Below are 14,467 nucleotides of genomic sequence, written 5' to 3' on the forward strand. Positions count from 1 at the left end.
AGCGGTCTTACAAACACGCTGGCCCGCGAACAGGATGGTCCTCTTGTTGCGGGCGGGAAAGAAAAGGGGCCGGCGGCTTAAGCTGCCGGCCCCTTTTCTTGACCTGGCAATTCCGTCCTGGCGCTCAAGCGTCGTAGTACAGCGCGAATTCCCATGGATGCGGGCGGAGGCGCATGGCGCTCACCTCGTTCGCCATCTTGTACTCGATCCAGGTGTCGATGACGTCCTGCGTGAACACGTCCCCCTGGAGCAGGAACTCGTGGTCGTTGCGCAGGTTGTCGAGGGCTTCGTCCAGACTTGCCGGCATGCCCGGGACTTCCTTCAGTTCTTCCGGGCTGAGGGCGTAGATGTCCTTGTCGAGCGGATCGCCCGGGCTGAGACGCTTCTGAACCCCGTCCAGACCGGCCATCAGCATGGCGGCGAAGGCGAGGTAGCCGTTGCTGCTCGGGTCGGGGAAACGGACCTCGATGCGCTTGGCCTTCGGGCTGGGGCTGTACATCGGGATGCGGACGGCGGCGCTGCGGTTGCGACTGGAGTAGGCGAGGTTGACCGGCGCTTCGAAACCGGGGACCAGCCTGCGGTAGCTGTTGGTGGTCGGGTTGGTGAACGCGGCCAGCGACTTGGCGTGTTTGAGGATGCCGCCGATGTAGTGCATCGCCAGTTCGCTCATGCCGCCGTAGCCGTTACCGGCGAACAGTGGTTTCTCGCCCTTCCAGATGCTCTGGTGAACGTGCATACCGCTGCCGTTGTCGCCGAAGACCGGCTTCGGCATGAAGGTTGCGGTCTTGCCGTTGCGCCAGGCGACGTTCTTGACGACGTACTTGTACCACATGAGAGCGTCGCCCATTTTCACCAGGGGCAGGAAACGCAGGTCGATTTCCGCCTGGCCGGCGGTCGCCACCTCGTGGTGCTGCTTCTCGACGTGGTAGCCGAGCTGCTCCATTACCCGCACCATCTCCGCGCGGATGTCCTGCTGGCTGTCCGTGGGCGGTACCGGGAAGTAGCCTTCCTTGTAACGCGGCTTGTACCCGAGGTTCGGTTTCTCGTCCCGGCCGGTGTTCCACTGTCCTTCCCTGGAGTCGAGGAAGTAGAAGCCCTCGTGCTGGTTTTGCGCGTAGCGGATGTCGTCGAAAATGAAGAATTCGGGTTCGGGGCCGAAATACGACACGTCGCCGACCCCGGTCGACTGCAAGAAGGCTTCGGCCTTGCGAGCGATGTTGCGCGGATCGCGGGAGTAGTCCTCTTTGGTGATCGGGTCGACAATATTGCAGATCAGCGAAACCGTCGGTTCCTTGAAGAACGGGTCCATGACCGCGGTCGTCGGATCTGGCATCACGAGCATGTCGCTGGCGTGGATGGGCTGCCAGCCGCGGATCGACGAGCCGTCGAATCCCGAGCCTTCCTCGAATAGCCCCTCGGTAAGCTCGTTGATCGGCATCGAAAAGTGCTGCCAGATGCCGAGGAAGTCGTTGAACTTCAGGTCGACGACGGTCGCCTTCTGTTCCTTTGCAAACTTGATCACCTCTTTGGGAGTCATCCCTCCGGTCCTCCTTTTCCGCTCTGTTGTGGGGCGCTCTGTCGCACCGGCGACGTCCCCCTTGCTCCTGCGCTTAGATGGCATCCGATCCGCGTTCGCCCGTGCGAATGCGAACGACCTCCTCGATGGGCACGACGAAGATCTTGCCGTCGCCGATGCGCCCTGTCTTAGCCGACTTCAGGATAGCCTCGACGACCGCGGCGACCTGGTCGTCCTTGACGATTATCTCGAGCTTCACCTTGGGCAGGAAATCGACGACGTACTCGGCGCCCCGATACAGCTCTGTGTGACCCTTCTGGCGTCCGAATCCTTTCACCTCGCTTACGGTGATTCCCTGAATGCCGATGCTGCTCAAGCTGTCCTTCACCTCGTCGAGCTTGAACGGCTTGATGATGGCTTCGACCTTTTTCATGTTGCCTCCTTCGACTACCGCCGCGCCGGCGCTGCGGGCCGGGAATTGCGTGTCAGATATGCCAGTCGTCCGGCCGTGTAAAGCGTGTCGCCCTCAAAGCGTGTAGGCATTCTCCCCGTGCTGGGAAAGGTCGAGGCCGACCACTTCGTCTTCCTCGTCGACGCGCAGTCCGATCGTCGCATCGACGAGCTTGAGAAGCACGAACGCCCCGACAAACGAGTACACGATACTGGCCGCGGTGGCGACGAGCTGAATACCGAGTTGGCCCGGGTTGCCGTACAGAAGACCGTCGGCGCCGGCGGAATTGACCGCTACGGAGGCGAAGACCCCGGTGAGAATCGCCCCTGTGGTTCCACCAACGAAGTGTACCCCCACGACGTCGAGCGAGTCGTCGTAACCGAAGCGGCGCTTGACGTTGACCGCGGTGTAGCAGATCGCCCCGCCGATGGCCCCGATTATCAGGGCCGCCATCGGTCCGACGAAACCCGCCGCCGGCGTGATGGCCACCAATCCGGCCACGGCGCCCGAGGCGGCGCCGAGGACCGTCGGCTTGCCGTGATGCGCCCACTCCGCGACCATCCAGCTCAATGTCGCCGCCGCCGCCCCGAGATTGGTGACCACAAAGGCGCTGGCCGCCAGACCGTTGGCGCCGAGAGCGCTGCCCGCATTGAAACCGAACCAGCCGAACCACAGCAGCCCGGCGCCGATGACCGAGAACGGCAGGTTGTGCGGCGGCATGGCTTCGTGGGGATAGCCGAGTCGCTTGCCCATGACCAGAGCCGCGGCCAGGGCGGAAATACCGGAGCTGATGTGCACCACCGTACCGCCGGCGAAGTCGAGCGCGCCAATGCCGCCGAGCAAACCCATCCACCCGCCCTTACCCCAGACCCAGTGGGCCAGGGGATCGTAGATGAGCGTTGCCCACAGTACGCTGAAGGCCAGGAAAGCACTGAACTTCATTCGTTCGGCGAACGCACCCGTGATCAGTGCGGGGGTGATGATCGCGAACATGCACTGGAACACCATGAACGCCGTGTGCGGAATGGTCGGCGCGTAATCGCCGTTGGGTTCGGCGCCCACACCGTTCAGACCGACGAAGTCGAATCCGCCGATCAGGCCACCGTGATCCGTGCCGAAGGCGAGCGAGTACCCGTACAACGCCCACTGCACGCTGATCACCGCCACGAGCACGAAACTCTGCATGATCGTGGCCAGACCGTTCTTGCGCCGTACCAGTCCGCCGTAAAACAAGGCCAGTCCGGGCGCCGTCATCAACAGCACCATGGCCGACGACACCAGCATCCACGCGGTATCGCCGGTATCGATCTTCGGCCCGTCCTCGGCCAGTGCCGCGCTCACCGTTCCAAGCAGTGCCGCTACCGCAGGCACACCCACACGCCAAATCTGGTTCGTCCGCATAATCGTCCCTCGGCTGGTATGCTCGTCGCGTTTTTTCGATTAACCAACGGGCCCGCCGTACACCCGACCCGCCGGGCAAAACGCGCTCGTCGGCGGATTACAGAGCAACGAAGATGCCAGCGCGCGACCGTCTGCAACCGGGCAGACCGGGCCGAGACCCCTTCGGTTGCGCCTCCCGCTGCTGCCGAAACCCCGGGCAGTGCGCGTTGGGCGGGCAGAACGCTCTCCTCCGGTCCTGCCCTCCCGCTCCACCGCCGGGCGCCCGCAACCCATGGCCTGACCAGGCATGCCTTTGGGGGGCGAGGCTCTTGCCGAGCCGTCATCGGACTGCCGCGGCTCGGCTGGAGCCTCGCCCTCCCCATCCGAATTCTTCGCGCCGTGCGCGCAAACTTGGAAATCGTAAATCAGCGTCGTGCGACGCGAAATCGCGGTTCCGTGCCGGCCCACAGGCGTTCTAGGTTGTCACGGTGGCGGACTCCGACCACCACGGCAGCGACAACGGCGGCGCCGGTGACGTTTGGCCCGTAGCCGATCAGCGCACAGGCGACCGGGAGAACGAACGCCGCCGTCAGCGAGGCGGCTGACACGTAGCGGGTCGACGCCGCAACGACGACGAAGCCGAGCAGAGCGGGCAGCACGGCCAGAGGGGCGAGGGCGAGGAAGGCGCCGAACGCGGTTGCCACGCCCTTGCCGCCGCGGAACCGGGCGAAGACGGGATAGATATGGCCGATCACGGTGGCGAGCCCCACCGGCGCGGCTTCGGCGCCGGCCATCTGGGCCGCATAGGCGGGGAGCAGGCCTTTGAGAACGTCGGCCGCGAGTGTGAGCACGCCCGCCCGCGCGCCGACCGTCCGCGCTACATTGGTGGCGCCGATATTGCCGCTGCCGCTTCCTCGCAGGTCGACCCCGGAGGCGCGGGCAAACAGTACCCCGCTCGGTATGGACCCGATCAAGTAGCCGATCGCGACAGCCAGGGCGGTAAACACGCTAATCGGCGGAAATGCCTTCCCGATGGGGTTTAGAATCGAATGCGTGCGCGCCGCGAGCGGTCGGTACGGCGCCCCAGCAACGTCCCAAGCAGCCACCCGACGGCGATCCCTAGCACGCCCGCGCCTACGGTAGCGCCGCTGAGCCCCTGACGCGCATCGGCCGCCGTCGCGGACGCACCCGGGGACGCGCGTCCCGCCCGATCCTTGAGCTGCTTCTGCAGGTCGTCGACCGCGGCGGTCAGACGGGTCAGCTCCGCGGATACGTCGCCTGCGGCGGGCGTAGCCACGGTTGCCCCGCCGGCGCGGGTGGCTGCCAGGGCGTCGAGCGCCACCCGCAGATCCCTCTCGAGACCCGCGTTGCGGGCGCTCAGGGCACTCAACTCGTCCGTCAGTTGTCGGTTGCGGTCGCCGATCGCGGTTGCGGTGGCCAGGGCCGGGTCCGGTTGACGCGTCACCGTCGAACTCGGAGTCGGGGTCGCCCGCTTTCTCGGGGTCCGGGTCGGACTCGATGTCGGCGGGCGCTTACGTTCCGTGGGACGGGCCGCGGTTGCGGTCGGCGCGGGCCGGGGACTGTCGACCGTCGCGGCTGCCGCCGGGCGTGGCTCGCCCGGAATCTGCAGGAAGTTACTGTGTACGTAGCCGCGCTGGCCGCCCGGGGTGATCACCCGAGCCCACTCGCCCTCGATCTCCTCGATCTCGACGCGGCTGCCGGCCTTCAGCGAGTCGAAGGGAGGGAACTGTTTGCCGGGGCCGCGGCGCAATGCCAGTCGGTCGGCACCCACCACGGCGACCGTGTTGGTCTGGGCCGCGGCGGTGGGCACGCCCGGGAAACCGATGCCCGATACGGCCCACCCGATAAACAACACCAGCCCGGCCAGCCTTCGGCTCTTCCGTGCCACGGCCGGCACCCACCGGCCGACGATGCGCCGCGCTCTTCCGGGTGTCTTCTGCTCCACTCGCCACTCCCCCTGCCGCCGGCCATGCGAGGAGCGAAGTCGGGGTGACTGGACTTGAACCAGCGACCTCACGGTCCCGAACCGTGCGCTCTACCAGTCTGAGCTACACCCCGGCGCTCGATCGTGCAGTTGAACCGGCCCCAATTCGACCGGAAGCCGCTGCTTAACATACGGAAGTGAAATTGCAACCAAACCTCGGATTACGTCGCGGCGTGCCGCACGAGCCGGACGGCGAAGAATCCGTCGAGTCCGTGCCGGTGCGGGAAGGTGCGCAGGATGCCGTCGCCACTGACGAGTTCCGCTGCCCCGGCCGGCAGGACCCGGCGGGCGTCGTCGATGGCGAACTCGGATCGTTCGCGGAGGAAGGCCGTTACGTTGTCCTCGTTCTCCTCCGCCGACAGGGTGCAGGTGGCGTACACGAGAGTGCCGCCGGGGCGGACACAGTCGGCCAGACGTTCCAGGAGCCGGCGTTGCAGAACGGCGAGTGCCGCAACGTCGTCCGGCGTTCGCCGCCACCGCACCTCCGGATGCGCGCGCAACGTGCCGAGTCCCGTGCACGGCGCGTCGACGAGCACGCAATCGAACCGGGGGGGGGCGCCCGACGCGTCAGCGTGGGCTTCGACCCACGCGACGGCGTCGGTCGGAACCGTGTGGATCGCGGCGAGACCGAGGCGACGCGCCTGGGCGGCGAGACGCTCAAGTCCGGTTGCGTTGGGGTCCAGGGCGAGCAGTTCACCGCGGTCGTCGAGCAGCTCCGCGAGATGCGTTGTCTTACCGCCCGGGGCCGCGCAGGCGTCGAGGACCCGCTGCCCCGGCTCGACGCCGGCGAGCAGGCCAACGAGCTGCGAGGCCTCGCCCTGGACCGAACACAGACCCGCGGCGATGCCGGGAATGCGCGACGGCGAACCCACATTGTCGAGGCGAATACCCAGCGGCGAGAACGCCGTCGGTGCGGCCGCGTAGCCCGCGCCGGTCAGCTCGGCGAGCAACGCTGCCCGGTCGCCGCGGCGTACGTTGACGCGCAGGACCGTCGGGGCGGGTTCGTTGTCGGCGGCAAGCAGTGCGCCGGTCTCCGCCTCGCCGTACGCGGCCAGCCAGCGCTCGACGAGCCACGTCGGATGCGAAAAGCGGACGGCAAGATGCGCGGCGGGGGCGCTCGCGGGCGGCAGGGCAACCTTGGCCCAGCCCTTCACGGCGCGCCGGAGCACGGCGTTGACGAAGCCGGCGGCGATCCCCCCACGGTGCCGCTTGACGAGCTCGACCGCCGTGTCGACCGCGGCAAAGTCCGGCACGCGCGCCAGCTTGCACACCTGAAAGAGGGCGAGGCGGAGCACGGCACGCACCGGCGGATCGAGTTCTGTCAGGGGCCGCCGCGAGAAGGCCGACAGCACATGATCGAGATACCCCTGCCAGGCGAGGGTCCCGTATACGAGACGGGTGACGAGCGCCTGATCGCGCTGCTCCAAACCCGAACCGTCCAACCGCGTTCCGAGGAGCGCATCGGCGAAACCGCCGTCGTCGACGAGTTGCAGGATTTCCCACGCCAGGGCGCGGGCATCGGGAGGCCGCGGTGCCGCCGCCCTCGACTTAGCCAAGGATAGTCCCCGTCTTCACGGTGCCACCGCGGCTGAACTCGCACGCCGGCAGGCGCTTGCGGCCTTCGAGTTGGACCTCATCGAGGACCAGGGTGCCGAGGCCGGTCGCGACCCGCAGACCGTCGTCCAGTCCGGCGACGCGTCCCGGGGGCCCGCCAATCGCCTCGGGTAGCGCGTGCGCGCGATGTATCTTGAGCAAACGACCTGCCGCCAGCGTGTGGGCGGACGGCCACGGATTGAAAGCTCGTACGACGCGAGCAAGCTGTTCCGCCGGCTGCACCCAGTCGAGGCGGCCGTCTGCCTTCCGGAGAAGCGGCGCGAGAGTCACGGCGGCCTCGTCCTGCGGGCGCGGATCGAGAGTGCCGAGTCGGAGCCGCTCGACGGCGTCGACCAGAGCCAGCGCTCCGAGTTCGGCGAGCCGCGTCTGGAGTTCCCCGTAGGTTTCATCCGCGCCGATGGAGGTGCTGCGCTGCAAGAGAATGTCGCCGGCATCCAGCCGCTCTTCGATTCTCATGATGGTGATCCCGGTGACGGTCTCGCCGCGCAGGATCGCCCACTGGATCGGCGCGGCGCCGCGATAGCGAGGCAGCAACGAGGCGTGGACGTTGATGCAGCCGTGCGCCGGCAGTTCGAGAACGGCCTGTGGCAGGATCTTCCCGTAGGCGACGACGACGATCAGATCGGGCTGCAACTCGCGTAACGCCGGCAGGAAATCCCCGGAACGCACTCGCTCGGGCTGAAACACCGGCAGGCCGGCGGCGAGGGCTTCCGCCTTGACGGGGGGTAGCGCAAGATGCTGGCCGCGTCCCGCCGGCTTATCGGGTTGACAGACCACGCCAACAACGGGCTCCGTGCCGGCGAGCAGCGCACGCAGCGAGGGTACGGCGAACTCCGGTGTGCCGAAAAACACGATGCGCATCGGCGGACGGATCTGCTGTTTCAACCCGGTTGACGGACGCCTCAGATACTGGCGGCGCCCTGCCTGGTTTCGAGTGGCACGCCTTCGCGCAGCCACTTCTTGACACGGCGCCGGTACAGATCGCGCTTCAGCTTGCTGATGCGGTCGATGAAAAGCTTGCCTTCGAGATGGTCGATCTCGTGTTGCAACGCCACCGCGAGCAGGTCCTCGGCTTCGATGGCGATTTCCTGCTCGTCCGTCGTCCAGCCCTTCACGAGAACGCGTTTGGCCCGGGTGACGTCGGCCGTGTAGTCGACGACGCTCAGGCAGCCCTCCTCCCAGACGATCCTGCCCTCGGTTTCGACGATGACCGGATTGATGAGCTTGATGACGTGCCTGCCCTTGTCCTCGTCGTCGATGTCGATGACGATGACGCGCTCCGCTGCGCCCACCTGCGGGGCCGCGAGGCCAAGCCCGGGCGCAGCGTACATGGTCTCGACCAGGTCGGTCACCAAATCGGCGATCGTGCCGTCGATGTTCTGCACCGGCGTTGCGGTGCGCTTCAGTGACTCGGCGGGATAAGTGAGGATTTTTCGCAGTGCCATGGTGTCGGGTGTTCGCCGCGTTCGTAGCAGCGCAGTTCGAACGTAACGGCCACTCGCCACACGGTCAACCGGCCGGCACCGGGGTTGCGGTCGCGCGCCCTAGAAGACAACGATCTCCAGCCCGATCGCCGGGGCTATCCTTTCGAAGTCGCGATCGCGGGTGATTACCGTGTGGCGCGCGTCGGCTGCGGTCAGCGCTATGGCCAGGTCGACGAGGTGGGTTTGGAACCCGCGGCGGGCCAGCGAGAAGCGGAGCTCGGCAATTCGAGGCCAGACCCGCGTGGGTTCGGCGAGGCTGGGCAGGGCCGCGAAGCGTGTCGTTAGCTCGTCGAAGAGTGCCCTGGTCCGCGCGCCGGACGTGACTTCGGCTGCAATCATCGGCGTTATGGCCGCCCGGTCCTCCGCCAAGAGCGGGTCGATGCGGTCGACGGCGTCGCGGTCCCCGCGCAAGAAGGCGATCCACGCGGAGCTGTCGACGAGCATGTCGCTCAACGCTTGCCTCGCTTACCACGCGAACGCGCCAGGTCGACGTCGAGGTCGACTTTGCCGGCGAGGCTCCGCAGTGCCTCCCGATGGGCCTTGCGCACGAGCTCCTGAAGCGCGGCAGTCAGCGTCTCCTGTTTCGTGCGGAAGTGCCAGAGGCGGCGCGCTTCCTCCATCAAGTCCTCGGGGAGATCGACGGTCGTTCGCATGGCTCCTGCATACGATTCGCATGTATCATATGCAAGGCCGGCATCCGGCCCGCGGGCAGGATGCCGGCCAGTCCGACCTCCAAGCTCCGAAGTCACCGGGATCCGAGCCGTCAGCGGTCAGCCTTAAGCCCCGGGTGTTCCCCCGAATTACGATTTCCGCGTTTGCGCGCGCGGTGCGAAGAAATCTTCAGGCCATGGAACGGCTGTGCCCTGCCGTTCGTCCCGAGTAGCAGCCGTCTTCTCGGGCGGCGTATCGAGGGCGTAGCGAGGGACAGGCTCGGCAGGGGCGCGCCCCTCGATACGGAGCCCAGGGGAAGGGCTCCTACTCGGGGCGAACGGGCTGGTTGTTCGCTTTGGGCGGCGGGCGGTAGCCCGCGCTGATTTACGAATTCCGCGTTTGATCGCATGGTGCGAAGAATTTCGGAATGCGGATTTCGGATTGCGGAAGACGGATTCATGAGTTCCGCAATCCGCATTCCGCAATCCGCAATGGGTTGCGGGCGGTAGCCCGCGCCGAATGACGAACAACCACCGACGACCGTTCTAACAACACCCCCCCAGGCCTCCACGCCCCTCAAAGCATCGCATATGGATCCACATCGACGAGCACGCGGACGTCCGCGCTGCGGGCTTTCTTGCTGCTCGCTTCGCGGGCGGCCGCCGCGGCGCGGCGGGCCGCGGTGCTGGTGCGGCTGCGGATCAGCAGATGCCAGCGCTGCCGGCCGCGCAGCCGTTCGATCGGTGCGGGGGTAGGGCCGAGGACGTCGGCGCCGTTGCCCGCCACCCGACGCGCGTGCTCGGCGCAGGCGCGCGCCACCGCTTCCGTGGCCTGCGGGTTCGCACCTTCGCAGCGGATGAGAACGAAACGCGAGAACGGGGGATAGCCGAGTTCCCGCCTGTGGCCGAGTTCGACCTCGGCAAATCCGGCATAGTCGTGTTGCTGCGCGCAGGTCAGGCTGTAGTGCTCGGGTTGCAGGGTCTGAACGATCACCCGCCCCGGCCGGTCGCCCCGGCCGGCGCGCCCTGCCACCTGAGTCAGCAACTGGAAAGTCCGCTCGGCGGCGCGGAAGTCCGGGAAGTTCAACGCCTGGTCGGCAAGCAGCACGCCGACCAAAGTTACGCCCGGGATGTCGTGTCCCTTGGTGATCATCTGGGTGCCGACCAGGATGTCGTACTCCTGGCGTTCCCACGCCTCCAGGATGCGCTGCTGCGAGCCTTTGCGGGCGGTGGTGTCGCGGTCCATGCGGCCGACACGCGCTCCGGGCACCAGCGCGCGGAGGGCGGCCTCGACCTGCTCGGTTCCCGCCCCCCATGCCGACAGGCTCAGTCCGCCGCACGACGGGCACGACGTCGGCGGTGGGATGGTGTGGTCGCAATGATGGCAACGCAGCGCCTGGCGGCGCCGGTGCCAGGTCAACGTGACGCTGCAGTTCGGACAGGCGAGGGCATCGCCGCACTGGACACACTGCAAGAAGTTCGCGAAACCGCGGCGGTTGAGAAAGAGCAGGCTCTGTCCGCGCACCGCGAGGTTGGCCTTGAGAGCGGCGGCCAGCGGTGACGACACCAGCACGACGCGGCCGAGTTTGCCGCCGCGTCTGAGGTCGACCAGGTCCACCGCCGGCAGTGGCCGCGCGGCGACCCGGGCCGGCAACTCGAGCACCGCGTAGCGTCCGCTGCGGCCGTTGTGGAAGGTCTCGATGGCCGGGGTGGCCGAACCGAGAACGATCGGGCAGCCGCTGAGGCGGGCGCGCACCACCGCGACGTCCCGCCCGTTGTAGCGAATGCCGTCGTCCTGTTTGTAAGCGGAATCGTGTTCCTCGTCGACGACGACGAGTCCGAGGCGTGGCAGCGGAGCGAAGACGGCCGATCTGGCGCCGACGACAATTTCGACCTCGCCGCGCTGAATCTTGCGCCACTCGTCCCACCGTTCGCCCTCGCTGAGCGCGCTGTGCAGGACCGCGACGCGGTTTCCGAAGCGCGCCCGCAGGCGCGCCACGAGCTGGTGGGTGAGCGAGATTTCGGGCACCAGTGCCAGCGCCGTCAGGCCGGCGTCGAGGCAGCGCGCGACAGAGCGCAGGTACACCTCGGTCTTGCCGCTACCGGTCACGCCCCACAGCAGAAACGGCTGATACGCGCGGCCGATAACGGCGCTTATCGTGTCGACGGCTTCCGCCTGCGGGGCGGTAAGGGTCACCGGCCGGTCCGCCGGCGGGGCTTCCGGCAGCACCTCCCGATACACCTCTTCGTCGATTGCTGCCACGAGGCGGGCTGCGATCAGGGCGCGCAGTTTGGCGGCAGCGTTGGGGAAGCTGGCGTTCAATTCGGCCGTTGCCGCGCGGCCGAGCGGATGCCGGTGCAGGTACGCGTAGATCGCGTAGCGGCCCGGTTGCGAACGCTGCATGCGCTGCGCGGTGTCGGCATCGAGATCGGCAGTGACCCGGTAGAAACGCAGCCGCCGCGTCGGTCCCGCAGTCGGTTCGAGGCGCTCTTCGACGCGAACCCAGCCGCCGCGTCGCAGATGGGCGATCAACTTCGCGGTCGCGCCGCCACAATGCTCGGCAAGCGCCTCCATGCTCGCCGGTCCCCGGGTGCAGAGGTGGTCGATTACCGCCCGGGCGTCCGCGGGCAGCGTCGCCGGATCGCGGCCGTCGGTCGACACGACGAGCAGGCGCTGGACACCGACCCGGAGACTTCCCGGGAGGGCCGCGCCGAACACCTCGGCGAGCGGGCAGAGGTAGTAATCGGCGATCCAGCGGCACAGCAGCAGCCGCTTGTCGTCGAAGACCGGTTCTGAGTCGACCGTCTCGATTACGCTGCGCAATCGCGGATGTTGAGAGGCGTCGAGGAGATCGGTGACGATGCCGAGGCTGCGCCGCGCGCCGAGCGGCACGAGAACGCGCATGCCCGGCCGTACCTTGCCGCGCAGTGGCGGGTCGATGGCGTAGTCGAGCGGCTCGGTCCTTCCGGCGGCCGGCACAATGGCCACGCGGCATACCGGGGCCCGGTCGTCCGGGGGCGTGCCTTGCTCGCTCATAAGGTCGGACGGCTCGGAAATCCGACCCTATATGCGCGCGGCACGTGGGGAAAGGTGCCCTTGCGGAGATTGAGGAACGCAAGCTCGGGGGCGCTGAAAACGACCCCGTGGAGGCCGGCCCGCAGGCGTTTGCCGGCGTCGAAGGGTGCGGTAAGCAGGCCGGCCGCTGCGGTAAGTGTGCCGGCGACGAGGTTGGCGGCTCCGAACAGGGGCCGCAACCACGGTGCGCCGTCGGTGAAGAAGAGGAACGCCGAGTCGTCGTCGCCGCCGGGGTGCAGGGTCGACGTCAGTCGGTTGCTCTCGCGCAGGTGAACGAGCCACGCCGGCTCGCGGGCGAGCATCTCGTCGATGCGCAGGCGGCGGTACGGCAGCGTGACCGTGGTGCCGTCGACTCGGTACGTTGCGGCGACGGCGGCGGCGGAGACGAACGGGATGAAGTTGGCAGTCCCGGCCATGCGTAGGTGCCCACCGAGGAGCCGGGCCGAAGCGATGCCCACCTCCTCGCCAGCCCCGGCACCGGCGAGTGCCCGGTCGATCGTGGCGAAGATCGCCGAGACGCAGTTGTTGGTCAGGAGGTTGTAGCGATAAGCCGCAACCAGCCGCGTCCCGTACTGGTCTGCCACCTCGGCGGCATGTTCCCTTGTCGCTGGCAGGGCTGCGGGATCGAGGGCGGGGCGGGGCAGGTCGCCGACCCAGCCGGGGTGCGCCGGCAAGAGGCGGCCGCTCTGAACCCGCAGGTCGGCATGTTCGTGTGCGGCGCGGTGCAACTCCAACCAGCGGTTCGCCGCCGCTTCGAGGTTCGCGTAGCCCGCCTCGTCGAGCGGCGCGGCGAGCTGTGCGCGCTGTGCGGAGAGCTGCTCGCCGGCTTCAGCGAGCAGCTCGGCGAGCACGTCCTCGCGCCGTGCGAGGTCGTCGGCGCGGAACGCCGGCGCGGCGGGCGAGAAGGCGTCGAGCACGACGAGCCTGCTGCTACTGACACTGCGCGCGAGCGCTTCGAGGCGGGCCATGCCGAGGAGCAGGGCAAAGCCGCGGTCCGGGCGTTGGGAGGTGACCAGCGCGGCGAGCTCGGCGGTCAGGCGGCCGGCGAAAACCCGGAGCGCCTCGCTTTGCGAGTGGTCGAGGCGAAGAGCCGGCGCAGCGACGTCGCGAACCACGCCGGACCGCAGCGGTGGCGCGGTGGCGAGGATCGTCAACGCCACACGTGTGGCGAGCAGATCGAGATACGTGGCGGCGAAGGTCGGTGGCGCCGCAGGTACGATCTCGGGCGCCGGTAGGTCACCGGGCAGAGTGACCGCCGGAACGAGGCGGGCGATAGCCTCGTCGACCGCGCGGCGCGCGGTCGACAGCGCCGCGGGGCCGTGGTCGGCGGCGACCCGTTCGCGCAGGGCGACCAGAACGGCGGAGTGGTGCGTGCCGGCCGTATCGAACAGGCCGGCGCCGCGTACCGGCACTGCGCCGGGCGGGGCGTCGCGGCCGATCGGCTGTCCGGCCAGCGCGTCCAGCACCTCGATGTTGCGCCGCAGATCGGCGTGCAGCTCGAACTGACTGTCCTGGGCGAGGGTGTGTCTGAGGAAGGTGTCGCGCAGGAGAGCATAGGTGTCGTCGCTGACGCGAATGTGGGTGGCGCGTACGGTGCGGTTCTGCAAGCGGCTGTAGTCGTGCAGGAAGCGTTGAGAATCGTCGCGGTGGATGCGCAGGGCGCCGCCCGGATGATGCTGGAAGTGGAACGTTTCGGCCCCGAACCGGATCGCCGTGTGGCCGCCCGCCGAGGAGCCTTCGTTGGCGTCCACGTACAGGTAGTCGACCGGCGGGGCGGCCGCCGCCACGGTGCCGGCGAGCGGTAAGAGCAGGACGAGCGCGCGCACCACGGCGGCCACCCGTTCCTTATCTGGCCATCTGCTCGTAGCCGCGCTGGATCTCCTGTGCCTTTGCGGGATCGCCGTGAGAGAGATTCTGCTTGAACGCATCGAGCTCCACCGGTTTCACTTTGGCCTTCCCGAGGCCCTGCCCGATGCCGACGTAGGTCGCCGTGTTCGCCTCCCAGTTGGTGATGCCGTGCTGCTCGGCAATGGCGGCGAGCCGGGTCTGAAAGACCGTCGGATCGCCGCCGGAAATGACGTACGCGTAGGTGTAGTCGCGCACGTCGTCACGGTAGGCGGTTTCGCGGCTTGTGGGCGAGGAGCTCGAGAACGACGAGGAGCTGCTGGCGATCGAGTCGGAGCTACTCACCGAACTGTCGATGAACGAGCACGCGCCGGCGGGCAACGTCAGCCCGCAGGCGAGGGTCAGGATGAGCCAACGATTCACGGTCGCTCCTTTCGTCGGCGGAC

At 67.8% G+C, this 14,467-nt stretch carries 13 protein-coding genes and 1 tRNA gene; all 14 read right to left on the reverse strand.

All coding sequences use genetic code 11. The features are described 5' to 3' along the window. Positions 1-124 precede the first annotated feature (124 nt). Positions 125-1,537, reverse strand: a complete 1,413-nt coding sequence (glnA, locus tag L6Q96_00265) for a type I glutamate--ammonia ligase (GenBank protein MCK6553015.1) — start codon at positions 1,535-1,537, stop codon at positions 125-127. A gap of 73 nt (positions 1,538-1,610) precedes the next feature. Next, the gene (locus L6Q96_00270) at positions 1,611-1,949 is read right to left on the reverse strand and encodes a P-II family nitrogen regulator (protein MCK6553016.1); all 339 of its coding nucleotides are present in this window, start codon (positions 1,947-1,949) and stop codon (positions 1,611-1,613) included. A gap of 93 nt (positions 1,950-2,042) precedes the next feature. Beyond that, positions 2,043-3,275: an ammonium transporter gene (locus tag L6Q96_00275; protein ID MCK6553017.1), complete on the reverse strand. Its 1,233-nt coding sequence runs from the start codon at positions 3,273-3,275 to the stop codon at positions 2,043-2,045. A gap of 497 nt (positions 3,276-3,772) precedes the next feature. Further along, positions 3,773-4,354, reverse strand: a complete 582-nt coding sequence (plsY, locus tag L6Q96_00280; GenBank protein MCK6553018.1) for a glycerol-3-phosphate 1-O-acyltransferase PlsY — start codon at positions 4,352-4,354, stop codon at positions 3,773-3,775. A gap of 32 nt (positions 4,355-4,386) precedes the next feature. Continuing rightward, positions 4,387-5,313, reverse strand: coding sequence for an SH3 domain-containing protein (locus tag L6Q96_00285; protein MCK6553019.1), 927 nt, complete (start codon positions 5,311-5,313; stop codon positions 4,387-4,389). A 39-nt stretch (positions 5,314-5,352) separates the two neighbouring features. Beyond that, positions 5,353-5,426, reverse strand: a tRNA-Pro gene (locus tag L6Q96_00290). 87 nt (positions 5,427-5,513) lie between these two features. Beyond that, positions 5,514-6,908 (reverse strand): 16S rRNA (cytosine(967)-C(5))-methyltransferase RsmB, encoded by a 1,395-nt coding sequence (gene rsmB / locus L6Q96_00295; GenBank protein MCK6553020.1) that lies wholly within the window; start codon positions 6,906-6,908, stop codon positions 5,514-5,516. After that, a complete protein-coding gene (gene fmt / locus L6Q96_00300) occupies positions 6,901-7,827 on the reverse strand; it encodes a methionyl-tRNA formyltransferase (GenBank protein ID MCK6553021.1) in 927 nt (308 codons plus the stop codon). The genes rsmB and fmt overlap by 8 nt, the downstream gene beginning before the upstream one ends. A gap of 41 nt (positions 7,828-7,868) precedes the next feature. After that, positions 7,869-8,411 (reverse strand): peptide deformylase, encoded by a 543-nt coding sequence (def, locus tag L6Q96_00305; protein ID MCK6553022.1) that lies wholly within the window; start codon positions 8,409-8,411, stop codon positions 7,869-7,871. Positions 8,412-8,510: 99 nt separating this feature from the next. Next, positions 8,511-8,894, reverse strand: a complete 384-nt coding sequence (locus L6Q96_00310) for a PIN domain-containing protein (protein MCK6553023.1) — start codon at positions 8,892-8,894, stop codon at positions 8,511-8,513. Between the two features lie 5 nt (positions 8,895-8,899). After that, complete coding sequence (locus L6Q96_00315; protein MCK6553024.1) at positions 8,900-9,103, reverse strand: type II toxin-antitoxin system VapB family antitoxin; 204 nt, start codon at positions 9,101-9,103, stop codon at positions 8,900-8,902. Between the two features lie 574 nt (positions 9,104-9,677). Then, on the reverse strand, positions 9,678-12,137 hold the full coding sequence (gene priA / locus L6Q96_00320; GenBank protein ID MCK6553025.1) for a primosomal protein N': 2,460 nt from the start codon (positions 12,135-12,137) through the stop codon (positions 9,678-9,680). Further along, a complete protein-coding gene (locus L6Q96_00325; GenBank protein ID MCK6553026.1) occupies positions 12,134-14,005 on the reverse strand; it encodes a hypothetical protein in 1,872 nt (623 codons plus the stop codon). Before L6Q96_00325 ends, priA begins: the two co-directional genes overlap by 4 nt. A 16-nt stretch (positions 14,006-14,021) precedes the next feature. Continuing rightward, on the reverse strand, positions 14,022-14,444 hold the full coding sequence (locus tag L6Q96_00330) for a putative lipoprotein (GenBank protein ID MCK6553027.1): 423 nt from the start codon (positions 14,442-14,444) through the stop codon (positions 14,022-14,024). Positions 14,445-14,467: the final 23 nt, after the last annotated feature.

The organism is Candidatus Binatia bacterium (assembly GCA_023150935.1).
Taxonomy (GTDB): Bacteria; Desulfobacterota; Binatia; order HRBIN30; family HRBIN30; genus JAKLJW01.